Consider the following 20,658-nt stretch of genomic DNA (forward strand, 5'->3'; position numbering starts at 1 on the left):
CCACCTCGACGCCCCGGGTCCACGGGAAGAACGTCTCTGCCCGCTTGACGCCCGTCCGGGCAGAGAGTCACGTTAGCGGGAGATCGTGGGCCCTGGTGGTTGGAACAACCCGAAAAGAGCAGTTCTTGGCNCGAAGCATCGCACCGTAGCCGGTCAATCCCCTACAGTGTGCTGCCATGCTCAGACTGCTGGCGAAGGTTGCCGCCCCGACGCCGTCCCATCCCCGCGGGTAGCACGTGGTTGCCGTCCCGTCCGCGTCGCCGCGATCGTCGGCTGTGCCAGCCCGGCCCTTACGCCGCGACGCCGAACTGAACCGTGCCCGCATCCTCACCGCCGCTCGGGAGCTGTTCGTCGAACGCGGAAACGACGTCGGCGTCGAGGAGATCGCCCGCCGCGCCGGCGTCGGCATGGGCACCCTCTACCGACGCTTTCCGAACAAGGACGCGCTCGTCGAGGCGATTCTGCGCTCGACCGTCGACGACATCCGTGAGCTCNCCGTGACGGTGGCCGCCACGGAACCGGCGGCCAGCGCGCTGCACTGCTTCGTGGTGCGGGTGCTGGCGGCCGATCCCTGCCACGGAGCCTTCCTGGCCCAGCGGCTGTGGAGCGGGCACACCGCGGAACGCATGATCGCCGAGGTCGTCCCACCGGTGGCGGCGATGCTCGCCGGGGCCCAGCGGGCTGGCACCGTCCGCAGCGACGTGGTGCTGGCCGACCTGCTGGTCCTNATGCGGTCGCTGCGGCTGGTCGTGGATCTCACCGAGCGGGTCNCACCGGGGTCCTGGCGGCGTTCCCTGGAGATCATCCTGGCCGGCTTCCGGCCGGACTCCCGGGGCGAACAGCTGCCGGTGCCGGCGGCGGCCTACACCGCGCTGGCGGGCACCGGGGAGACCTCGCCGAGCGTCTGCTGAGGCCTGCTAGCTGCCGACGGCCGCCGGCCGGCGGCTGCGGCCGTCAGCGGACCGGGATGCGGACCCCGTCGCTCTGCGCACTCTCGTGGAGCTCGAGTTCCTGCGGCTGCGCGTCGCGGGGGACGTCGAAGACCAGGGTGCCGCGCTTGGTCTCGCCGGGGTCGATGGAGTCCCACAGATTCTCGTCCAGCTTGAAGCGGGCGAGGAAGTTCGCCTCGTGCCGGTCGCCGTGGTCGTCCCAGAGCAGCTCGGTGGTGTTGTCCAGCGCCGCGGCGGTGTCGCCGGTGTTGCGCACCGTCACCTGGGCCAGGCAGAACCTGCCGCTCGCGCGCAGTGCGAGGAGCCCGTCGCCCAGCCGGGACTTCGAGCAGTCGATGCCCGCCACGACGAACTCCAGCCGGCCGTCCGTCGCCGGCAGACCGAGCCCCGCGGTGGGGGTGGGGCTCGAGGTGACCGACGCACCGCCCGCGACCGTCGCGGTGGAGCCCGGCGGCCGGCCGGCGTCAGCCCCGCCGCCGCGGCCCGGCAGGACGACGACGACCGCGATGGCGATCAGCGCCGCCACGACGACTCCGACGATCAGTGCGAGCTGCCGGCGGTCCGGTCCGCGCCGGGGCGGGGCGGACGGTGGGTACGGCGGGTAGGGGGTGTCGGCGGCGCCCGGCATCGGCGCGGGACCCGGCACCCGCGCGGGCTCCGGGACGCGTGCCGGCGCCGGCATCCGTGCAGGTCCCGACATCCGTGCCGGCTCGGCCATCCGCGCCGGCTGGGGCCCGGGTCCCGGCGCCTGGCCCGGTGCGCGCTGGCCGCCCGGACCGGCCCACCTGGCCGCGGGTGGTGTGCCCGGCGCCGGCCCGCCCGGCTGGCGGCCGCTCGGTGCGGCGGGCTGGCGGCTGTCCGGCTGGCGGCCGTCTGGCTGGCGGCCGTCTGGCTGGCGGCTGTCCGGCGGGGACGGCGCGCGGGCGTCCGGGGACGGGCGTGCGCCCGGCCCGGCCGCCGGCCCGCGACCACCGGGAGGGCCGGCGGTCGCCGGGTAGGGGGTGCCTCGCGGCCGGCCGCTGTTCGCCGGGCCACCCACCGGCGCCGGGCCGGGCCCGTGGGCACCCGGAGCCCGGTCCGCGGCGGGCGCGCGGCCCGGGGGGACGGCCGTGGCGGGCCGCACCGCCGGGGCACCGTCCCAGGGCGGGCGGCGGGCGGGGGCCGAGGTCGCCGGACCCACCCGCGTCGGCGCCGGGCGGGGCACCTCTCCGGTGCGGTTGAGCAGCTCCTCGACCTGGCCGATCGCCGGCCCGAGGGCGGGGCCGCCGCGGGCCGGCGGCTGCGCGACGAGCCGCAGCAACAGCTCCCGGGCGCTCGGCCGGTCGTCGGGATGCTTCGCCAGAGCGGCGCTGACCAGCCCTACCAGCGGCTCCCGCAGGCCGCGCAGGTCCGGGGCGGAGCCCACGATGCGCATGCCGATCTCGATGTCCGAGCCGTCACCGAAGGGGTGCCGGCCGGTGCCGGCGTAGGCGATGAGGATGCCCCACGCGAACACGTCCGCCTCGGGTCCGATCGGCTGGCCGTGCACCTGCTCGGGCGCCATCCAGCCGGCCGAGCCGAACCCCCACGCCGTCGGCTTCGCCTTCGCGCCCTCCAGCGCCTGGGCGATGCCGAAGTCGATCACCCGGGGGCCGGACAGCGAGAGCATCACGTTGCTCGGTTTGAGGTCGCGGTGCACGAGCCCCGCGCTGTGGATGGCGGTCAGGGCCGTCGCCACCCCGACGGCCAGACCGGTCAGGGTCGAGGAGGCCAGCGGACCGGACTCGACCTGCTCGTCCAGCCGGACGCCGTCGATGAACTCGGTGACCAGGTAGGGCGCCGGCGCGTTCGGATCGGCGTCGAGCACCTCGGCGGTGCAGAAGGGGGCGACCCGCCGGGCGGCCTCCACCTCGGCCCGGAACCGCCGACGGAACTCCTCGTCGGCCGCGAGGTCAGGCCGGATCACCTTGACGGCGACCCGCCGCCCGGCGGTGTTGCGAGCCAGGTAGACCGTGCCCATCCCGCCGACGCCCAGGCGGCTGACGAGGGCGTAGGGACCGATGGACCGCGGCTCGTGGGGGTTGAGCGGGTCGCCCGGGTCGGTGCGGCGGGGGTTCGGGCCCGCGGCGTCGTCGACCACGGTCAGCACCCCAGGGATGTGATCACGACCGCTGCCCACTGCTTGTCACGCGAATGCCTCTCAGCTCCCGATCCCACGCACGGCCCGGACCCGACCCGTTACCGGCTCGCCCCCGTCCGGCGGCACGCGGCGGTCGGGGTTCGCCGGTGTTTCTGGGTCGCGTCGTCTCCGTTCGCAGTCTGCCGCACCGGGCGCCGTCTTCGGCACGCACGGGCTCTCGGCCGGTCGTTCGGGTCGGTTGGCCGACAATGTGTTGCGATTGTGGATGTTTGCGGACTCCGGGCGTTTGCGGATAGTGGATGTGGCGATAGTGGCCCGCGCCCGCGGGGGGATGAGGCATCGTGGGCGGATGGATACCGGCGGCCCGCCCGGCGTCGACGGACCGTGGCTGCTGTGCCCCTGGTGCGCGGGGCCGGTCCCGTTGACCCATCTCGTCGCGTCCGACGACGAACCCGGCGCCCAGGTGGCGGTGTGCACCGGCTGCGGCCGCCGGGTGAGCTTCCTGCCGCCGACGGAGCCGTGAGGGCCGACGCCCCGCCTCCTACGCCTCCAGCTCATTGGCGACGGCGTGCACGACCTTGGCCACCCGCTGCGCGATCCGGCGGTCGGGGTAGCGACCGCGGCGCAGATCGCGCTGGACATCGTCCAACACCTTGATCATGTCTTCGACCATGCTGTGCAGTTCGTCGGGGCTGCGCCGGGCCGCGTGCGCGGCCGCCTTCGCCACCGACGGCGGCGCGGCCAGCAGCCGGACCGACAGCGCCTGGTCCCCGCGCCGCCCGGCCGCGACGCCGAACTCGACCCGGTCGCCCGGCTTGAGCCGCTCCACCCCTGCCGGTAGGGCGGCCTTGTGGACGAAGACGTCGCCGCCGTCGTCGCGGCTGAGAAAGCCGAAGCCCTTGTCAACGTCGAACCACTTGACTTTGCCGGTGGGCACGGGCGACCTCGTTCTGTGTAACGACAGGACAACGCGACGAAAGCTGAGGGAATCCCAGGCTATCCGCCGACCGCACCACGCGCGGGGTCTTCGGTCGCGATCGGCTGTCGGCCGGACCTCACCAGTGACGATCGCCGCTGCNGTGTTATCCGGGGTGTACCCCGGGCATGCCAGGTCCTGACCCTGGGCCGACCGTCCGGACTGGACGGCCGGTCCCCGATGGCAGGAGGCGTTTCGATGGCGAATCCCGATCGCGAGGACTTTCGTACCTCGGAGGACTTCGAGGAGGCCGAGCGGAGCCGGGCTCGGGACGAGGCCGTGCTCGGCGCGGACAGCGGGCCGGACGACCCCGAGGCGAGCCGCGCGGCCGAGGGTCTGGAGGTCTCCGACCAGGAGGCCGCGAACTACCGCGAGCATGTCGAGCGGGGCGCACACCAGCAGGGCGAGGGCGCGCCGGTCGTCTGAGCGCCGCCCGCGGGGTGCCCGCCCCGGAGCCGGGCACCCCAGGAGTCCCCGCCGGCCGGTGCCCATGGCCGCTGCCGCGGTTGGGCGGCGGCCCGTAGGCTGGCGGCTGTGCCGTCGACGCCGACACCGTCCGAGCAGGTCGAACCCGGGGGTGAGCCGGCGGCCGGCCGCCCCGACCGGCTCGTCGGGGCCGGCTGCGTGCTGTTCGGGATCGGACTGATCGCCGCGGCGGTCGCGGTGATCCCGTTCTTCTTCGGGGTCAGGAACCTGCCGACGTGGCTGAACGCCGTGGCCGGCGGCGGGCTGACCCTCGGGTTCGCCGTCGCGCTGGCCGGGGTGCTGGCCGCCGTCCGCTCCCGGATCCCCGAGGAGGCCGATCCGGAGCTCTACCGGACCAATCCGCACCTGCCCGTCGACTGAACGGGGCTCAACGTCGGCGGGTGTCCTCGCCCAGCAGCCAGGGTGGGAACTCGCCGAGCCGGGTCAGGACGACGTCCGCGCCGGCGGTGTGCAGATCTCCCGCCGAGCAGGGACCCGTGGTCACACCCACCGCGAGCGCNCCGCCCTCGCGCGCGCCGATCATGTCGCCCAGGTGATCCCCGACGAAGACGTCCACCCGGTGGGCGCGCAGGGCGGCGCCCTTCGTCCGCGCGAACAGCGCACCCTCGACGACGTCGGCGGCGATGCCGATGCGGTCCAGGCTCGCCCGGGCGAGCGCGGTGCTCTTGGCGGTGACCACGACGACGCGACCGGCGAGCCGGCGCACCGCGTCCACCGCGGCGCGGGCGTCCGGCATCGGCCGCGACACGGGAAGGGCGTGCACGGCGTACAGCTCCCGGTAGCGCGCGGCGGCGGCGGGGACCTGCGCGGCGGGGAACCAGTGGGCGAGCTCGCTCTCCAGCGGCGGTCCGAGCCGGGAGACGGCCAGCTCGGCGTCGACGGACACGCCGGTCTCACCGGACAGGGCGGCGAAGGTGGCCCGGATGCCGGCACGGGCGTCCAACAGGGTCAGGTCGAGGTCGAACCCGACCACCGGGGCTGCGGCCTTCCAGGACGGCACGAACCGAGCCTAGGCCGGACTGGACGGACCGGCCGGACGTTTCGCCGGCAGGGCCCACCGGCATGGGCACAGCGGGCCGACTCGGCGCCGCGGCCCCCGGNGGCCCGCAATCGGCGCCGAGGGGGCCGCGGGGCCGGTAGTGTCCGCGGGTGTGACCAGGGTTGTGGTGGATGTGATGCTCAAGCCGGAGATCCTCGATCCGCAGGGCCAGGCGGTGCTGAACGCGCTGCCCCGCCTCGGGGTGAGCGGGATCGTCGGCGTCCGCCAGGGCAAGCGTTTCGAGCTGGAGCTGGCGGACGGCGTGGCGTTGGACGGCGCNGTGCTCGCGCGGGTCGAGCATCTCGCGTCGACACTGCTGGCCAATCCGGTCATCGAGGACTACGTGGTGCGGGTCGAGGACGCGTCGGCCGCCGGAGCCTAGTACCCAGTCGGCCGCCGGGGCCTAGTACCCACAAGCCCCGGGGAGGACGCCGCCGGGCTCAGAGGACTCTGGGCGCGGCGCCGCTCTCGCTCACCATCGGCCGACCGTGGGCCTGCCAGGCGAGCATGCCGTCGGTGAGGTTGCGGACCTGCCAGCCGCCCTGGACGAGGTAGCCCGTGACGGCGGCGGAGCGTCCGCCGGAGCGGCACACGACGACCACGTCCTGCTCGCNGGGCACCTCGTCGAGCCGGGTGACGAGCTCACCCATGGGGATGTGNAGGGCGTCGGCGATGTGGCCGGCGGACCACTCGTCGGGCTCCCGGACATCCACGAGCAGCGGGGCACCGTCCGCGGACAGGTCGGCAGGCAGGTCGGCGACGCTGACGGCCGGGATCTGATCAGAACTCACCCTGCCATCCTGCCACCTATTTCAGTAGTCGGGACAGCCGGCGATCGGCGAGCGTCCGCCCGCCGGTCTGGCAGGTGGGGCAGTACTGCAGGGCCCGGTCGGCGAACGAGACCTCCCGCACGGTGTCGCCGCAGCGTGGGCAGGGCGACCCGGCCCGTCCGTGCACCGACAGGTTCGCCTTCTTCTCGGCCTTCAGCTCGCCGGCGGCGAGCCCGGCGGCGCTGTCGCGGGCAGCGGTGAGCACCCCGACGAGCGCGGCGTGCAGGCTCGCGGTCTCCGCCGCCGACAGCCCCGAGGCCGGCTTGTACGGCGACAGCCGCGCCGTCCACAGCGCCTCGTCGGAGTAGGCGTTGCCGACGCCGGCCAGGCGAGACTGGTCGGTGAGCACCCCCTTGAGCTGGGCGCGCCCGGCGGCGGCGAGGATCTCCTCGAGCGCGGCCACGGTGAAGTCCGCCCCGAGCGGGTCGAGGCCGAGCCGGGCGATGCCGGGCACCTCGGCGGGGTCGCGGACCACATACACGGCCAGCCGCTTCTGGGTGCCGGCCTCGGTGAGGTCGAAGCCGCTGCGGTCGTCGAAGGTCACCCGCAACGCCAGCGGACCCCGCCCGGGGCGTGCCGGCGCCGCCGGTTGGCTCGGCTTCCAGCGCAGCCAGCCGGCCCGGGCCAGGTGGGTGACGAGGTCGAGGCGCTCCCCGGTGGGAAGGGCGAAGACGAGGTCGAGGAACTTGCCGTGCCGCTCGACCGCGGCGAGCGCGGCCCCGTGCAGCGCGGACACCGGCGGGTCGAACGTCTTCAGGGCGCTCACGGCGACCGGCTCGACCCGCTCGACGACCCGGCCCAGCGCCGTCTCGCGCAGGAAGGCGGCGAGGGCGTCGACCTCCGGCAGCTCCGGCATGACCGCAGTGTCTCACCCGCGGCACCGATACCAGGCCGGCGCAAGGCCGGCTCAGCGCAACGGCCGGCTCAGCGCAACGGCTGGGTCAGCCTCGGCACGAGGTCCGCGTCGGCGGCGCGGGCGAGCAGCGTCTCGATGGCGNCGAACCCCTCGTCGCCGAGGTCGAGGCTGAACTCGTTGACGTACAGCTTGATGTGCGCATCGACGACGTCCGGCGCCATCTCCTGCGAATGGGCCAGGACGTAGTCCGCGCTCGCGGACGGGTCGGCGAACCCGGCGGCGACGCTGGCGCGCACCGCGGCGGACAGCGCGGCGCCGTCCAGCTCGCGGCGGGCGAGGATCGCTCCCAGCGGGATCGGCAGCGAGGTCTGCTCCTCCCACCAGTCGCCGAGATCGGCGAGCGCCGTCAGCCCGTACGACGGGTAGGTGAACCGCGACTCGTGGATGACCAGCCCCGCGTCGTACCGACCCTCCTGCACCGCCGGCATGATCTTCTCGAACGGCACCACGTCGATGCTCGCCACGCCGCGATCGGCGGCCCACAGTCGGAAAAGCAGGTAGGCGGTGGTGCGGGTGCCGGGGATGGCGACCCGGGCGCCGCGCAGGTCGGTGCGGCCGGCGGTGAGCACCAGCGGGCCGCAGCCGCGCCCCAGCGCCCCGCCGGAGGTCAGCAGCTGGTAGTCGGCCAGCAGCCAGGGCAGGGCCCCGTAGGACACCTTGACCAGATCGTCACGCCGCTCGGCCGCGCGGGAGTTCAGCACGTCGATGTCGGCGAACGTCACCGTCACCGCGGGCGCGTCCGGCACCAGCCCGTGGGCGAGGGCGTGGAAGGCGAACGTGTCGTTGGGACACGGGGAGATGGCCAGGGACAGCGACCGGGTGTCCCGCGCCGTGCCCGCCCGGCGTTCACTCATCCGCTGTCCTCCCGCTCGTCTCAGCGCGCGCCGTTGCTGCCGTGCTGGGGGCCCGAGCCCGCCGGGGCCGTCCCGCCGGCGGCGGGCAACGCCTCGGCCGCGACCAGGCCCTCGGGGTGCGCGACCAGCGCCGCCGCGGCCGTGCGCAGGCTGGCCAGCGCGGCCGGCAGGTTCCAGGCGGCACGGTCACGGCGGCCGACCGGGTTGCTCACGGCACGGATCTCCGCGGCGGGGACGCCGAAGGACCGCGCGGCCAGGGCCACGGCGTAGCCCTCCATCGCCTCGGCCACCGGGTCCAGCCGCTCGGTGAGGGCGCTGGCCCGGCGCTCCGTGCCCGTCACGGTCGACACGCTGACCACGGTACCCGTGACGATCCGCCGGCCGGTGGCGTCGAGCACGGTGTGCAGCCGCGACACCAGCTCCGGCTCGGGGCGCACGGTGGACGAGCCGAGTCCCAGGTCGTCCAGGGTGAGGAACACCCCGCCGCCGGTCGGGCCGCGTCCATCGGGGCCCCGGCGGGCCGGCGCGCCGGCCGCGTGGAAGCCGAGGTTGCGGTCCATCTCGCTGATCCGGCCGGCCGGTGCCGGCGGGGGCTCCTCGTCGAGGCCGGACTCGGCGCCGAGATCCGCGGCGACCATCCGCTCGGCGACGACGATGTCGCCGAGCTCCGCCCAGCCGCGGAACCCGCCCGCCACGCCCATGGTCACCACGAGATCGAACGGCTGCCCGGCGGCGCTCGCGACCGCCAGGGCCGTCGCGGTGCCGGCGGCCGCGGCCGGGCCGCCGGTGCCCGCGGCGAGGACCGTGACCGGGCCACGCCTGCGCCCGACGTAGGGGCCCAACGTCGACGTGGTGAGCAACTGGCGGTCCCAGTCCGGGGACACCAGGTTGCCCGGGCCGGCCGGCAACCTCGTCCGGCCACGCGACCAGCTACCCATCAGCCCTGCGCACACCGCGTCGGCCTCGGCTGTCACCGCGGTGACGATCAGGGTGCGGCTCACGACCAGGTCCGGATCATGATCTGGAATGTCCTCGTCTGCCGTCATGCGCTGTCGGTCGATCTACTCGAATGCCACCGGGCCGGACGGCGATGTAACGGCACGGGATTTTCGATGTGGTGCAAATCGGACTTGTTGCCGGACCTTAGCACCACGGTCGACGCTGCGTGGCCCTGATGGCGACCAGGGGCACGCTGCGCGCATGCCGGGGGGCCGGGCGGTGGCAACGGGGGTACCCGGACGGTATGTCCCCCGATCCGGCCCGTATGGTCGCCGGTCGGGCCGCCGTCACGGGTGGGCNGCGCGGCGGAATGCGGGTCAGAGCTTGATCGAGACCACGAACGGCCAGCTCCCCGAGGCCGTGGTCGACTTCGGGCCGGTGGGCGCGGCGAAGACCACGAGGTTCACCGTCGCCTGCACGTTCGGGAGCAGGTAGCGGTAGTGGGTGTCGTTGATCGTCTCGGTGAGCCGCTGGTTGTTGACCGAGAGGAAGTAGCCGCGATCGGCCACCGAGGTCGGGACGTCGATGTTGAGGCTGCCCCCGGGCCGGGCGTGCAGGTGCGGCGGGGAGACCGTCTGCTGGATGAGGGCACCGTCCCGCAGGTACTGGGCCGCGTTCGTCTGCACGAAGTCGCCGCCCGACTCCATCGTCACCAGCGGTGTCGGACGGTCGCAGCCGGCCACCCCGAGACCGACCGCGACGGCCACGGCGACGGCGGCGGTGGGCGCGGCGGGCCGTGGGAACGGCCGGCGACGGGACCGCGTTGACGTGCGCACGCTCGGAGGTTATCGCCGCCGCAGTCGTGGCGTCCCAGGTCGAGGCGTCCGCGAGTGGCGCGGGGCCACCGTCGTGAGCGGAGTCACCTCCCGCCGGCGGATGCGGGCTGGGCCCTGCCGTCGGACAGACCGGTCAGGCCGGGTGAGTCAGGCGCGCCGCCGGCGACCCAGTCCCCGGCGCTGCCGCGGCGCGTCCGGGCGGGTGGGGTCCTCCAGCGTGGGCGGGATGGGCGCCGGCGTCTCCCACCAGGGATCGCCGGGCGGCGCCGGCGCGGACACCATCGCCGCCGCGCCCGGGTATGCCGTCTGGTCCGGGTATGCCGTCTGATCCGGGTATGCCGTCTGGCCCGGGTATGCCGTCTGGTCCGGGTGGACCGGGTACGCCGGCCCGGGCGGCCCCACGCGGGGCTCACCGGCGGGAGCCGGCACGGCGTCGAGGGGATCACCGGCGGGAACGGCGCTGCCCGGCGGCGGGAGCTCGGCGCCCGCCAGCCGGTCACGGGCCGCCAGGCGCGAGCGGCGCAGCGCGCCGGCCTGGACGAACAGCGTGGCGCACACGACGGCGGCGGCCACCGCGAAGCCGACCGTCCCAGGCATCTCGATGAGCCCGAGGGCGCCACCGGCGACCCAGGTCAGCTGGAGCGCGGTCTCGGAGCGGGCGAACGCGGAGTTGCGGGTCGCCTCCGGGATGTCGCGCTGGACGACGGCGTCGAGCGCCAGCTTGCCCATCGAGCCGGCCATCGTGNCCAGCAGCGCCGCGACGAGCGAGGTGAACCTGGTGTAGGTGATGGCGGCCCCGAGACAACCGCCGGCCGCCAGCACCAGGGCGAGCATCAGGATGCCCTCGGGGCGTCGCCGGCCGAGCCGGCCACCGATGAACACGCCGAGCCCGCTGCCGACGCCCGCGGCCACGGCCAGGCCGCCCAGCCACAGGTTGTTGCCGCCGTTGGTCCGCAGCAGGAAGGCAAGATAGAAGGTGAGAAAGCCGACCAGACCGCGCAGGACCGCGGTGGCGCGCAGAGCCACGGGCAGNGCGCCGAGGAACGCCCGCAGCCGCGCCCCGAGCCCGCGCCGGCCGCCGGGCGCGACCGGGGCGCGCAGCGGCAGCTCGCCGGCCGCCGAGTCGACGTGCCTGGGCAGGTTGAAGGCCAGCAGGACGCCGGCCATGTAGACGATCGCGCAGAGCCGCAGCACCCACGGATAGCCGACGAACGGGACGTGCGCGATGCCCAGCCCGACCGGCGCCACGATGGCGCCGGCGACGATGTTGACCAGCGAGATCCGCGAGTTGACCTTGACGAGGGTGAGCTCGGCCGGGGCGACCCGGGGGATGACCGCGCTGCGCGCCACCCCGAAGCCGCGGGAGAGCACGAGCAGGCCGAGGGCGAGCGGGTAGACGGCCAGCCCGTGCAGGGCCCCGGCAAGTTGCCAGGCCAGCAGGCCTCGGCCCAGGCAGATGGCGGCGAGCGCCGTGCGCCGGCCGTGCGCGACCCGGTCGAGCAGCGGCCCGATGACCGGTGCCAGCAGGGCGAAGGGCACCATGGTGATGAGCAGGTAGAGGGCGACCTTCGACCGGGCCNCCCCCGAGGGCACGGAGAAGAACAGCGACCCGGCCAGTGCGACCGTCACCAGCGCGTCGCCGGCGGCGTTGACGAAGGACAGTTCGGTGAGGGCGGACAGTCCGGTCCGGTCGGCACCGTCCCCGCGCACGCTCGACCGCAACCTTCGCAGGTTGTTCGAGACCGTGCTGCCCAGGTTCACCATGCCGAGTGTCCTCGTCCCTGGCCTGCGCTCCTACGACCACGTCGGGCGGTGCGAGTGTCCGTGGGTGAGAATACGTTGCGTGGATGCTCCCGAGGTCCGTTCCGCCACGACCGAGCCGCCGGATCCATCCGTTACCCTCGGTGCGGATTCGGTGCCGGACGCTGCGCAGGCGGCCGGCGCGGAACACGCGGAACACATGGCGGGTGCAACGGCCCAGGGCAGCGCGGAGGTCCCAGACGTGACAACGGTGACAACGGCTCCGGCGACGGACGCCGACGCGCCGCCGCGGCGGACGCGACCCCGGGCGTCGTCAGCCCCCACCACCGCGGCGCCGCCGCCCGACGTGAGCATCGCCACCGAGGCGGTCGCCGACCCGGCGGCGGTCGCGACCGCCCGGTCCCGGGTGGGCCGCACGTCGCGGGAGCCGGCGGTGGACGCGGTGTGCGCGGCCGCCGTGGACGTGGCCCGCGCGGCCGCGGTCGAGCAGGCGGGTGCCGAGGGCGAGGTCGGCGAGCATCTCGGCATCGAGGCCGAGGGCGACCGGATCGTGCTGCACCGCTTTGCCTGCACCTCGCCCGCCTACCCGGGCTGGGCGTGGACGGTCGTTGTCACCCGGGCCTCGCGGGTGCGCAAGGTCACGGTCGACGACGTGGTGCTGATGCCGGGCGAGGGCGCGCTGCTCGCCCCGGCGTGGGTGCCGTGGTCGGAGCGGCTGCGGCCGGGCGATGTCGGGGTCGGCGACCTGCTGCCCACGGCGATCGACGATCCCCGGCTCGCGCTGCGCGTCGAGGACGTCGAGGAGCTCCTCGACACCGACGACTACTTCGAGCTCGGTCTGGGCCGAGCCCGGGTGCTGTCCGTCACCGGTCGGGAGGAGGCGGTCGAGCGCTGGTACGCCGGCGACGCCGGGCCGGACGCCTCGATCGCCAAGGTCGCCCCGGCCTCGTGCCTGACCTGCGGCTTCCATGTCCGTCTCGCGGGCGCGCTCGGCCGCATGTTCGGCGCCTGCGCCAACGAGCTGGCCCCCGACGACGGTCGGGTCACCGCCATCGATCACGGCTGCGGGGCGCACTCCGAGGCGCTGGTGGCGCCGTCGGCGCATCCGGAACCGATCGTCTTCGACGAGGACCCCTCCGACCTGGAGCCGACGGACGTCGAGCTGATCGGCGTCGCCGCCCACAGCCCCGGCTCGGTGGCGGACGCCGAGCCGGGGGAGCTGGCCGAGGACGGCGCCGACCCCGAGCCCTACGGCCACTCCTGACCGCCTGCTAGGCGGTGCGGCCGAACAGGGCGGGCAGGGTGCCCTCGTGGGCGTCCCGCAGCTCGTCGAGGCCGACGCGCAGCACGTCCTGCACGTCGAGCGTGTCGCCGTCGACCACGCCGATGCGCCGCCAGGGCAGGCCGCGCACCGTGCACATGTCCGTGAAGCGCAGCTCCTCCGAGCGCGGCACGGCGACGACGGCGCGCCCGGCCGACTCGCTGAACAGCTCGACGAACGGGTCGGCGTCGGCCCCCAGCACGATCCGTGCGCCGCGGCCACCGCGCAGGCACGACTCGACGAGGGCCTGCGCGAGTCCGCCCTCGGACAGGTCGTGGGCGGCGGTGAGCATGCCGTCGCGGGAACCGGCGACGAGGACCTCCCCGAGCAGCTTCTCCCGGGCGAAGTCGACCGCCGGCGGCTGCCCGCCGAGGTGGCGGTGCGTCACCCAGGCCCACTCGGACCCGCCGAACTCGTCGGCGGTCTCGCCGAGCAGGATCAGCGCGTCCCCCTCGTCGGTGAACCCGATCGGGGTGCGCCGGGCGACGTCGTCGAACAGGCCCAGCACCCCGATCACCGGCGTCGGGTGGATCGGCGCGGCGCCCGTCTGGTTGTAGAACGAGACGTTGCCGCCGGTGACCGGCAGGCCGAGGCGCCGGCAGCCCTCGGCGAGGCCCGCGCACGCCTGCGCGAACTGCCACATCACCTCGGGATCCTCGGGGGAGCCGAAGTTCAGGCAGTTCGTCACGGCGATCGGCACCGACCCGGCGGCGCTGACGTTGCGGCATGCCTCGGCGAGGGCGAGCTGCGCGCCGGTGAACGGGTCGAGCCGGGCGTAGCGCCCGTTGCCGTCGGTGGCCAGTGCGATGCCGAGCCCGGTCGACTCGGACAGTCGCAGCACCCCGGCGTCCTCCGGTTGGGCGAGGACCGTGGCGGCCTGCACGTACCGGTCGTACTGGTCGGTCACCCAGGCCCGGGAGCACAGGTTGGGGGAGGCGATCATCCGCAGCAGGGTCTCGCGAAGTTCCGCCGCCGTGGTCGGCCGGGCGAGTCGGGCCGCCGTCGGAGCGTCCGCCCGGACCAGGTCGAGGTCGGCGGGGCGGCGTAGGGGGCGCTCGTAGACGGGGCCCTCGTCGGCGAGCGAGCCGGGTGGCACGTCGACGACGACCTCGCCGTGCCAGCGCACGATCAGCCGACCGGTGTCGGTGACCGTGCCGATCCTGGTCGCCAGCACCCCCCAGCGCTCGGCGAGGGCGAGGACCTCGGGCAGCGCCTCGGGCGTGACGATCGCGAGCATCCGCTCCTGGGACTCGCTGGCGAGCACCTCGTGGGCGGCCATCGACGGCTCGCGCAGCGGCACCAGGTCCAGATCGACGTCCATGCCGCCGGGTTGGCCGGTGNCCAGGCCCGCCGCCGTCGTCTCCGTCAGCGCACAGGTCAGCCCGGCGCCGCCGAGGTCCTGGATGCCGGTGACGAGCCCGCGGTCGAACAGCTCCAGGCAGGACTCGATCAGGATCTTTTCCGTGAACGGGTCGCCGACCTGCACCGACGGCCGCCGGGCCGGGCCGCCGCCCTCGTCGAAGGTCGCCGACGCAAGCACGGACACGCCGCCGATCCCGTCCCGGCCGGTCTTCGCGCCCAGCAGGACCACGGCGTTGCCGACCCCGGTGGCCGCCGAGGTCTGCACCCGGCCGACCGGCATCACGCCGACGCAGAGCGCGTTGACCAGCGGGTTGCCGGCGTAGGTCGGGTCGAACACGACCTCGCCGCCGATGGTGGGCAGGCCGAGGCAGTTGCCGTAGCCACCGATGCCGGCGACGACCCCGGGCAGCGTGCGCGCCGTGTCGGGCGCGTCGGCGTCGCCGAAGCGCAGCGGGTCGAGCACCGCGATCGGCCGGGCCCCCATGGTCAGGATGTCGCGGACGATGCCCCCGACGCCGGTCGCCGCCCCCTGGTAGGGCTCGACGAAGCTCGGATGGTTGTGTGACTCGATCTTGAAGGTGACGGCCAGGCCCTCGCCGACGTCGACGACACCGGCGTTCTCCCCCATGCCGACGAGCAGCCGGTCGGTGGCCGGGGTGTCCCGGAACTGCCGCAGATGGACCTTGGAGGACTTGTAGGAGCAGTGCTCGCTCCACATCACCGAGTACATCGCCAGCTCGGCGTCGCTGGGTCGCCGGCCNAGGGTCGCCACGATCCGGGCGTACTCGTCGTCGGTGAGTCCCAGCTCGCGGTACGGCTGCTCGGCGGTGCCGGTGGCACCGGACGTCGCGCTGCCAGTGGTCTCGGAGGTGGCCGCCGGGGCGGTCGGGTTGCCGGTCACCCCCCCATCCTCGCGGATTCCGCCAGCTCGCGGCCCCTGTGCCCGGACACCGGCCCCGCGCGCCCGGCGTGGCATGGGCCACTGCGACCCGGCGGGCGCGCCCCACCACCGCGCCGGCGCCCGCGAAGGGCGGCGCGGCGGTGGGGTGACCGGGGTGCGGCTAGCTGAGCAGGCCCTTGCTCCTGAGGTACTCCTTGGCGACGTCGGNGGGCTTCTCCCGCTGCGCGTCGACCTTCTTGTTCAGTTCGGCCAGGTCGGCGGTGGTGAGTACCGGTGCCAGCTTGTTCAGCGCCGCCGAGATCTGCGGCGTCAGCGACTTCGTGTTCACGATCGGNACGAGGTTGTCCGCGTTCTGGAGCTTCCTGTCGTCCGTCAGCACCACGAGGTCGTAGTCGGAGACGGTCGCGTCGGTGGTGAGGACCAGGCCGAGCTGCGCCGTGCCGTCCTTGACCGCGGCCTTCGTCTGNGGCGTGTCGACCCCGGTCTTGACGATCTCGCTGATCTTGATGCCGTAGGTCTTCTCTAGCCCGGGCTGGCAGAACGGCCGGCTCTCGCACTCGGGGCCGGCGGCGATCTTCACCGTCTGGNCGCTGGCGCCCAGGTCGGACAGCGTCTTGAGGTTGTGCTGGGTGGCGAACGACTTGCTGACGGCGAAGGCGTTCTGGTCGACCGCGTCGGCCGGGTCGAGCACCGTCAGGCCGAGCCCGGTGGCGAGCGGGCGCAGCGCGGCCAGNGACTTCTGCAGGTCCGGCGAGGAGACCGAGGCCGCGTCCGGACCGTGGACCTTGGAGTTGAGCAGGTCGGCGTAGGTCGCGACGTACTGCGGCATCGCGTCGACCGTGCCCTTCTCCAGCGACGACTGCGCGAGCTCGGTCTGCTGCACCGAGGTCCGCTCGACCTTGTAGNCGGCCTTCTCCAGGACCGCCGCGTACATCTCCGCAAGGATCTTGCTCTCGGTGAAGCCGGCGTCGGCGACCGTGAGCGAGCCCCCGGCCGAGGTCGTCGCGCTGGCCCCGGCGGCGCCGCTGCTGCCGCCGTCCGAGTCGGAGCCGCAGGCCGCGGCGGTCAGCGCGAGGGCGACCAGCGCGGCCAGACCCGCGACCACGCGGCGCGGACGCCCGCCGTGGCGGTGACCGGCTGTGGCGCCGCGGTGCAGCCGGCCCCACGGGGCGCGTCGGCTCCCTGGTTCGCGTCGGCTCCGCGACTCGCTCGGTGCTGTTGCATCAGTCACGTTCGAGGACCCCACCGTTCATCTTCGACTGCTCTCCCTGATCATCGGGCGCGTGCCTGGTGGCCCCCGACCGTCCCCACCCTCGCACCCCGGTCCGACAACTTCCGGACGTCCGGGACACGCTCCTCCGGGTCAGGGAGCCTCCGCAACCGGAAAAGACACAAGTAACAGCGCCAAGGTGGACAATCGGTCACGCAGCCGATTCGAGTCCGGTACCGAGGCGTAGGAGATGNCCAACCAAGCTGTACGGGGTGCCGTACGGACATGTGCCCTGGTCGAGTCGCCGCTGCCCCATCGAGGTCCTTGCGCGGGGCTCAGCGGGCTCAGCGGGCTTCAGCGGGTTCTGGGAGTCCGGGCGGTCGACACGGCGCGGGTCAGGACGAGCAGGAGGCCGTCCACGCCGAGCGCGAGCACGGCCACGAGGATCGCGCCGCCGACGACCTCGGGGCGGCGGTTGTTGGCCAGGCCGTCGACGACGAAGCGGCCGAGCCCGCCGCCGCCGATCAGCGCCGCGATCGTCGCCGTCGCCACCACCTGCACCGCGGCCAGGCGCAGGCCAAGCATGATCATCGGTAGGGCCAGCGGGAGCTCGACCCGGCGCAGGAGCTGGCCGCCGGACATGCCCATGCCCCGGGCGGCCTCCTTCGCCCCCGCGTCGACCTCCTGCATCCCCACGTAGCTGTTGGTGACCAGCGGAGCGATCGCGAAGAGGGTGAGCGCGACGACGGTGGTCGTGTCGCCGATGCCGAGCGGTCCGATCGCCAGCAGGACGAGCACGGCGAACGTCGGCACCGCCCGTCCGATGTTGGAGACGTTGATGGCCAGCGTGCCGCCCCGACCGAGGTGGCCCAGGCCGATCCCGACCGGCAGGGCGACCGCGCAGGCGATGCCCACCGAGGCGCCGGTGAGCAGCAGGTGCTCGCCGAGGCGGTGGGCGATGCCCTCGTCGCCGCGCCAGCTCGCGCCGGTGGTGAGCCAGTCGAACGCGCTGCCGAGGGTGCTCATACGGCGGTCCCTTGCGGATGCTGCGGGTTCGCGGCGGACGGCGGGCCGACCGCCCGGCCCGCGCGGGTCCGGCGGCCATGGCGCCACGGGGTCAGCAACCACTGCAGGCCGACGAGCAGCAGGTCGGCGACGACCGCCAGCGCCACGCACAGCACCGAGGCGGTCAGCACCTCCGACTTGAACGAGCTGGTCAGGCCGTCGTAGATGAGATCGCCCAGCCCGCCGTGGCCGATCGTCGCCCCGACGGTGACCAGCGCGATCGTCGAGACCGTCGCGACCCGGATCGCCGCCATGATCGAGGGCAGGGCGAGCGGGATCTCCACGGTGACCAGCAGCCGCAGCGGGCCGTAGCCCANGCCCCGGGCGGCGTCGCGCACGTCCGCCGGCACGGCGTCGAGCCCGGCGAGCAGCCCGCGGAAGAGGATGACCAGCGTGTACGCGACCAGCCCGATCCGCACCGTGGTCGTGGACAGGCCGGTGAAGGGCAGCAGCAGCGCGAAGAACGCCAGCGACGGCACCGTGTACAGGATGCTCGCCAGCCCGCTGATCCAGGCGACGGCGAACCGCCAGCGCCGGGCGAGCAGGACCAGNGGCACCGCGATCACCAGCCCGATCGCCACCGCACTCAGCGTGAGGCTGACGTGTTCGCGCAGGGCCGCCTGCAGTTCGTCCGAGCGCGTCTCGACGTAATCTCCGCAGATCCAGGCGTTCCGTTCGAGACAGCTCCCGGACGCGACGATGGTCACCGAAGCACCGTAACCGGTACGGAGGACTCGACGCCCATGACGACCGTGGAATCGACGACCTCGGCGGACCCGATGATCTCGTTGCGCGGGGTGGGCAAGCNCTATCCGGACGGCACGGTCGCGGTCGCGGACCTCTCCCTCGACGTGCCCGCCGGCGAGCTGCTGTGCCTGGTGGGCCCGTCCGGCTGCGGCAAGACCACGACCATGAAGATGATCAATCGGCTGGTGGAGCCGACGTCCGGGCACATCCTGGTGGCCGGCGAGGACGTGGCCCGCACCGACCCGGTGNGGCTGCGCCGGCGCATCGGCTACGTCATCCAGCAGATCGGCCTGTTCCCGCACCTGACGGTGCACGCGAACGTCGGCACCGTGCCGCGGATGCTGGGCTGGGACCGTGCCCGCATCCGTGCGCGGGTGGACGCGATGCTCGATCTGGTCGGCCTCGATCCGGCCACGATGGGCAGGCGCTACCCGCACGAGCTGTCCGGCGGGCAGCAGCAGCGGGTCGGCGTCGCGCGGGCGCTGGCCGCCGATCCGCCGGTGNTGCTCATGGACGAGCCCTTCTCCGCGATCGACCCGATCGCGCGGGACCGGCTGCAGGCGGAGTTCCTGCGGCTGCAGCGGGAGATCCGCAAGACGGTGGTGTTCGTCACCCACGACCTGGACGAGGCGATCCGGCTCGGTGACCGGATCGCGGTGTTCCGCCAGGGCGGTCACCTGGAGCAGATCGACCCGCCCGCCCGCATCCTCGGCCGCCCGGCCACCGACTTCGTCGCCGGCTTCACCGGTTCCGACCGGGCGCTGCGGCGGCTGTCGGTGACCACGCTGCGCCGGGAGGATCTCGAACCGCCCCGACCCGGCGGGCACCGNCCGGGCGGGATCGAGGTGGGGGCGTCCCTGCGGGAGGCGCTGTCCGCGCTGCTGGCGCAGGACAGCGGCGCGCTCGACGTCCACGCCGACGGCGAGCTGGTCGGCGTGCTCACGCCGGCGGCCCTGCATACGGCGCTGCGCCGGTCGGTGGCGCGGGACGACGAGCCCGCCGACGAGCTCGCATCCGAGCTCTAGTAGCCCGCCGGGTCGGGTGCAGCCGGCCGCGCCCGCCGCGCCCGGTCTCGGGCCGGTGTGGCCGGCGGGCCGCCTCAGGCGCGGGCGAGCAGGCCGGTCAGCACCGAGGTGAACATGCGCAGCCCGTCCAGGCCCGAGCCGGTCAGCTCGTCGACGGCGTGTTCCGGGTGAGGCATGAGGCCCATGATCGTGCGCTCGGCGTTNCAGACCCCGGCGATGTCGTCGGCCGAGCCGTTGGGGTTGCCGCCGAGGTAACGCAGGACGATCCGGTCCTGCGCAGCCAGCTCGGCGAGCACCTCGGGGCTCGCCACGAAGCGGCCGTCACCGTGCTTGACGGGGATGACGATCTCCTCGCCGGCCTGGTAGTCGCGCGTCCACGCCGTCGCCGTGGTCTCGACCCGCAGCCGCTGGTCGCGGCAGACGAAGTGCAGCCCGGCGTTGCGGGTCAGCGCGCCCGGCAGCAGGCCGGCCTCGCACNGCACCTGGAAGCCGTTGCAGATGCCCAGCGTGGGCAGGCCGTCGGCGGCCGCGGCGACGAGGGCCGCGACCATCGGGGAGAACCGGGCGATCGCGCCGGCGCGCAGGTAGTCCCCGTAGGAGAAGCCGCCGGGCAGGATGACGGCGTCGACCCCGGCGAGGTCGTCGTCGCCGTGCCAGAGGGCGACCGGCTCGGCGCCGGCGGCCCGCACGGCGAGCGCCGCGTCCCGGTCGTCGAGCGAACCCGGGAAGGTGACGACCCCGATCCTGGCCGTCGTCCTGGTCGCGTCGGTCCTCACCGCATCCATCCCGGCACCCACCCAGCCCCCGCTCGCCGTCAACTTCCGCCAGCTTCCGTCAACTAGCGTCAGGGTAGCCGCTTCCCCCGCGCGGGAAGGCCGGTCGAACGCCCACGCGGTGACCGTGGGTGGGTTGGGGTGGGGTCAGACGGGTTCGTCGGCGGCCTTCGGCGGGTGGGGGGTGCCCCACGGGCCGGTCGCCCTGCGTGCCCGGGCCAGCTGCGCACCCGGGGCGCTCTCCTCCCAGGCCAGTACCTTCTCCAGGTGGACGCGGGTACCCCGATGTGGGCCCTCGACGCGGTGGAACTGGACGCGGTCCATGNGCGCCCGCATCAGGAAGATTCCCCGCCCCTGCTCCGGGACGTTCTCCGGCGCCGTGCCGTCCGGGGTCGGGNGGGTCGCCCGGTCCGGATCGAACACGCTCTCGAAGGTGCTGTCCAGNCCGCCGCCGCGGTCGCTCACCTCGATGACGGCCACCTCGTTGTCGACGCCGACCGACACCTCGTACTCGTCCTCGATCTGGGCATGGAGAAGAACATTCGCAN

At 74.2% G+C, this 20,658-nt stretch carries 18 protein-coding genes and 27 pseudogenes; 9 read left to right on the plus strand and 36 right to left on the minus strand.

The window, feature by feature from the left end:
* Positions 1-275 precede the first annotated feature (275 nt).
* Positions 276-494: helix-turn-helix domain-containing protein (locus UK94_RS56185; RefSeq protein WP_235488410.1), on the plus strand; the 219-nt coding region annotated here is incomplete at its 3' end.
* A 460-nt stretch (positions 495-954) separates the two neighbouring features.
* Here UK94_RS56185 and UK94_RS17635 read toward each other — a convergent pair.
* Positions 955-3,069 (minus strand): DUF4352 domain-containing protein, encoded by a 2,115-nt coding sequence (locus UK94_RS17635; protein ID WP_235488412.1) that lies wholly within the window; start codon positions 3,067-3,069, stop codon positions 955-957.
* Positions 3,070-3,418: 349 nt separating this feature from the next.
* On the opposite strand from UK94_RS17635, the gene UK94_RS34715 reads away from it, so the two are divergent.
* The gene (locus tag UK94_RS34715) at positions 3,419-3,592 is read left to right on the plus strand and encodes a hypothetical protein (protein WP_173402717.1); all 174 of its coding nucleotides are present in this window, start codon (positions 3,419-3,421) and stop codon (positions 3,590-3,592) included.
* A gap of 18 nt (positions 3,593-3,610) precedes the next feature.
* Here UK94_RS34715 and UK94_RS17640 read toward each other — a convergent pair whose 3' ends face one another.
* Positions 3,611-4,006: a cold-shock protein gene (locus tag UK94_RS17640; protein WP_009741588.1), complete on the minus strand. Its 396-nt coding sequence runs from the start codon at positions 4,004-4,006 to the stop codon at positions 3,611-3,613.
* 237 nt (positions 4,007-4,243) lie between these two features.
* Here UK94_RS17640 and UK94_RS17645 point away from each other — a divergent pair, with 237 nt between their 5' ends.
* On the plus strand, positions 4,244-4,471 hold the full coding sequence (locus tag UK94_RS17645) for a hypothetical protein (protein WP_041939968.1): 228 nt from the start codon (positions 4,244-4,246) through the stop codon (positions 4,469-4,471).
* 108 nt (positions 4,472-4,579) lie between these two features.
* The gene (locus UK94_RS17650) at positions 4,580-4,891 is read left to right on the plus strand and encodes a hypothetical protein (RefSeq protein WP_235488414.1); all 312 of its coding nucleotides are present in this window, start codon (positions 4,580-4,582) and stop codon (positions 4,889-4,891) included.
* Positions 4,892-5,031: 140 nt separating this feature from the next.
* Here the strand turns inward: UK94_RS17650 and UK94_RS17655 are convergent.
* Positions 5,032-5,531 (minus strand): annotated as a pseudogene (locus UK94_RS17655) (HAD hydrolase-like protein); the annotation flags it as partial.
* A gap of 151 nt (positions 5,532-5,682) precedes the next feature.
* On the opposite strand from UK94_RS17655, the gene UK94_RS56190 reads away from it, so the two are divergent.
* On the plus strand, positions 5,683-5,849 hold a 167-nt coding region (locus tag UK94_RS56190), incomplete at its 3' end, for a phosphoribosylformylglycinamidine synthase subunit PurS (RefSeq protein ID WP_235488452.1).
* Between the two features lies 1 nt (position 5,850).
* Positions 5,851-5,952 (plus strand): annotated as a pseudogene (locus tag UK94_RS56195) (phosphoribosylformylglycinamidine synthase subunit PurS); the annotation flags it as partial.
* A 58-nt stretch (positions 5,953-6,010) separates the two neighbouring features.
* Here UK94_RS56195 and UK94_RS56200 read toward each other — a convergent pair.
* The 12 genes and pseudogenes from UK94_RS56200 to UK94_RS56230 all read right to left on the minus strand — a co-directional run.
* A partial coding sequence (locus UK94_RS56200; protein ID WP_235488453.1) for a rhodanese-like domain-containing protein occupies positions 6,011-6,183 on the minus strand: 173 nt, incomplete at its 5' end.
* A gap of 1 nt (position 6,184) precedes the next feature.
* Positions 6,185-6,229 (minus strand): annotated as a pseudogene (locus UK94_RS56205) (rhodanese-like domain-containing protein); the annotation flags it as partial.
* 1 nt (position 6,230) lies between these two features.
* Positions 6,231-6,361: pseudogene (locus UK94_RS56210) on the minus strand (rhodanese-like domain-containing protein); the annotation flags it as partial.
* A gap of 16 nt (positions 6,362-6,377) precedes the next feature.
* The gene (locus UK94_RS17670; RefSeq protein WP_011607773.1) at positions 6,378-7,256 is read right to left on the minus strand and encodes a DNA-formamidopyrimidine glycosylase family protein; all 879 of its coding nucleotides are present in this window, start codon (positions 7,254-7,256) and stop codon (positions 6,378-6,380) included.
* A 68-nt stretch (positions 7,257-7,324) separates the two neighbouring features.
* A partial coding sequence (locus tag UK94_RS74215) for a hypothetical protein (RefSeq protein ID WP_268761420.1) occupies positions 7,325-7,397 on the minus strand: 73 nt, incomplete at its 5' end.
* A gap of 1 nt (position 7,398) precedes the next feature.
* Positions 7,399-8,170: pseudogene (locus tag UK94_RS17675) on the minus strand (1,4-dihydroxy-6-naphthoate synthase); the annotation flags it as partial.
* Between the two features lie 20 nt (positions 8,171-8,190).
* Positions 8,191-9,171, minus strand: a complete 981-nt coding sequence (gene mqnB / locus UK94_RS17680) for a futalosine hydrolase (RefSeq protein WP_041941148.1) — start codon at positions 9,169-9,171, stop codon at positions 8,191-8,193.
* Between the two features lie 315 nt (positions 9,172-9,486).
* Positions 9,487-9,945 (minus strand): hypothetical protein, encoded by a 459-nt coding sequence (locus UK94_RS17685; RefSeq protein ID WP_157734317.1) that lies wholly within the window; start codon positions 9,943-9,945, stop codon positions 9,487-9,489.
* Positions 9,946-10,092: 147 nt separating this feature from the next.
* Positions 10,093-10,690: pseudogene (locus UK94_RS56215) on the minus strand (MFS transporter); the annotation flags it as partial.
* Between the two features lies 1 nt (position 10,691).
* A pseudogene (locus tag UK94_RS56220) lies at positions 10,692-10,977 on the minus strand (MFS transporter); the annotation flags it as partial.
* 1 nt (position 10,978) lies between these two features.
* A pseudogene (locus UK94_RS56225) lies at positions 10,979-11,524 on the minus strand (MFS transporter); the annotation flags it as partial.
* Between the two features lies 1 nt (position 11,525).
* Positions 11,526-11,709: pseudogene (locus tag UK94_RS56230) on the minus strand (MFS transporter); the annotation flags it as partial.
* Positions 11,710-11,947: 238 nt separating this feature from the next.
* On the opposite strand from UK94_RS56230, the gene UK94_RS17695 reads away from it, so the two are divergent.
* Complete coding sequence (locus UK94_RS17695; protein WP_235488416.1) at positions 11,948-12,970, plus strand: DUF3027 domain-containing protein; 1,023 nt, start codon at positions 11,948-11,950, stop codon at positions 12,968-12,970.
* 7 nt (positions 12,971-12,977) lie between these two features.
* Here UK94_RS17695 and UK94_RS56235 read toward each other — a convergent pair.
* The 14 genes and pseudogenes from UK94_RS56235 to UK94_RS76190 all read right to left on the minus strand — a co-directional run.
* Positions 12,978-14,367, minus strand: a 1,390-nt coding sequence (locus UK94_RS56235) for an AIR synthase-related protein (protein ID WP_235488417.1), incomplete at its 5' end; no start/stop codon positions are given.
* A 1-nt stretch (position 14,368) separates the two neighbouring features.
* Positions 14,369-15,149 (minus strand): annotated as a pseudogene (locus UK94_RS56240) (AIR synthase related protein); the annotation flags it as partial.
* 1 nt (position 15,150) lies between these two features.
* A pseudogene (locus UK94_RS56245) lies at positions 15,151-15,365 on the minus strand (hypothetical protein); the annotation flags it as partial.
* 85 nt (positions 15,366-15,450) lie between these two features.
* Positions 15,451-15,497, minus strand: a 47-nt coding sequence (locus UK94_RS74220; RefSeq protein ID WP_268761421.1) for a hypothetical protein, incomplete at its 5' end; no start/stop codon positions are given.
* A 1-nt stretch (position 15,498) separates the two neighbouring features.
* Positions 15,499-15,624: pseudogene (locus tag UK94_RS56250) on the minus strand (amino acid ABC transporter substrate-binding protein); the annotation flags it as partial.
* A 1-nt stretch (position 15,625) separates the two neighbouring features.
* Positions 15,626-15,756, minus strand: a pseudogene (locus UK94_RS56255) (glycine betaine ABC transporter substrate-binding protein); the annotation flags it as partial.
* A gap of 1 nt (position 15,757) precedes the next feature.
* Positions 15,758-15,870: pseudogene (locus tag UK94_RS56260) on the minus strand (amino acid ABC transporter substrate-binding protein); the annotation flags it as partial.
* An 8-nt stretch (positions 15,871-15,878) separates the two neighbouring features.
* A pseudogene (locus UK94_RS56265) lies at positions 15,879-16,023 on the minus strand (glycine betaine ABC transporter substrate-binding protein); the annotation flags it as partial.
* 1 nt (position 16,024) lies between these two features.
* Positions 16,025-16,195 (minus strand): annotated as a pseudogene (locus tag UK94_RS56270) (amino acid ABC transporter substrate-binding protein); the annotation flags it as partial.
* A 1-nt stretch (position 16,196) separates the two neighbouring features.
* A pseudogene (locus UK94_RS76185) lies at positions 16,197-16,536 on the minus strand (hypothetical protein); the annotation flags it as partial.
* A gap of 318 nt (positions 16,537-16,854) precedes the next feature.
* Positions 16,855-17,526, minus strand: a complete 672-nt coding sequence (locus tag UK94_RS17710; RefSeq protein ID WP_011607765.1) for an ABC transporter permease — start codon at positions 17,524-17,526, stop codon at positions 16,855-16,857.
* Positions 17,523-17,881, minus strand: a 359-nt coding sequence (locus UK94_RS56280) for an ABC transporter permease subunit (protein WP_235488419.1), incomplete at its 5' end; no start/stop codon positions are given. The genes UK94_RS17710 and UK94_RS56280, both read right to left, overlap by 4 nt.
* 1 nt (position 17,882) lies before the next feature.
* Positions 17,883-18,116, minus strand: a pseudogene (locus tag UK94_RS56285) (ABC transporter permease); the annotation flags it as partial.
* A gap of 1 nt (position 18,117) precedes the next feature.
* Positions 18,118-18,272, minus strand: a pseudogene (locus tag UK94_RS76190) (ABC transporter permease); the annotation flags it as partial.
* Positions 18,273-18,443: 171 nt separating this feature from the next.
* Here UK94_RS76190 and UK94_RS56290 point away from each other — a divergent pair.
* Positions 18,444-18,560, plus strand: a 117-nt coding sequence (locus UK94_RS56290; RefSeq protein WP_235488456.1) for an ATP-binding cassette domain-containing protein, incomplete at its 3' end; no start/stop codon positions are given.
* Between the two features lies 1 nt (position 18,561).
* Positions 18,562-18,815, plus strand: a pseudogene (locus tag UK94_RS56295) (ATP-binding cassette domain-containing protein); the annotation flags it as partial.
* A 596-nt stretch (positions 18,816-19,411) separates the two neighbouring features.
* Here UK94_RS56295 and UK94_RS56300 read toward each other — a convergent pair.
* The 7 pseudogenes from UK94_RS56300 to UK94_RS56325 form a co-directional block, all read right to left on the minus strand.
* Positions 19,412-19,540 (minus strand): annotated as a pseudogene (locus UK94_RS56300) (phosphoribosylformylglycinamidine synthase subunit PurQ); the annotation flags it as partial.
* Between the two features lies 1 nt (position 19,541).
* Positions 19,542-19,814, minus strand: a pseudogene (locus UK94_RS56305) (phosphoribosylformylglycinamidine synthase subunit PurQ); the annotation flags it as partial.
* A gap of 1 nt (position 19,815) precedes the next feature.
* A pseudogene (locus UK94_RS56310) lies at positions 19,816-20,122 on the minus strand (phosphoribosylformylglycinamidine synthase subunit PurQ); the annotation flags it as partial.
* A gap of 135 nt (positions 20,123-20,257) precedes the next feature.
* Positions 20,258-20,435, minus strand: a pseudogene (locus tag UK94_RS74225) (ATP-binding protein); the annotation flags it as partial.
* Position 20,436: 1 nt separating this feature from the next.
* Positions 20,437-20,507, minus strand: a pseudogene (locus tag UK94_RS56315) (ATP-binding protein); the annotation flags it as partial.
* A 1-nt stretch (position 20,508) separates the two neighbouring features.
* Positions 20,509-20,554: pseudogene (locus UK94_RS56320) on the minus strand (hypothetical protein); the annotation flags it as partial.
* Between the two features lies 1 nt (position 20,555).
* Positions 20,556-20,657: pseudogene (locus UK94_RS56325) on the minus strand (ATP-binding protein); the annotation flags it as partial.
* Position 20,658 lies beyond the last annotated feature (1 nt).

The organism is Frankia sp. AvcI1, from assembly GCF_001420875.1.
GTDB lineage: Bacteria > Actinomycetota > Actinomycetes > Frankiales > Frankiaceae > Frankia > Frankia alni.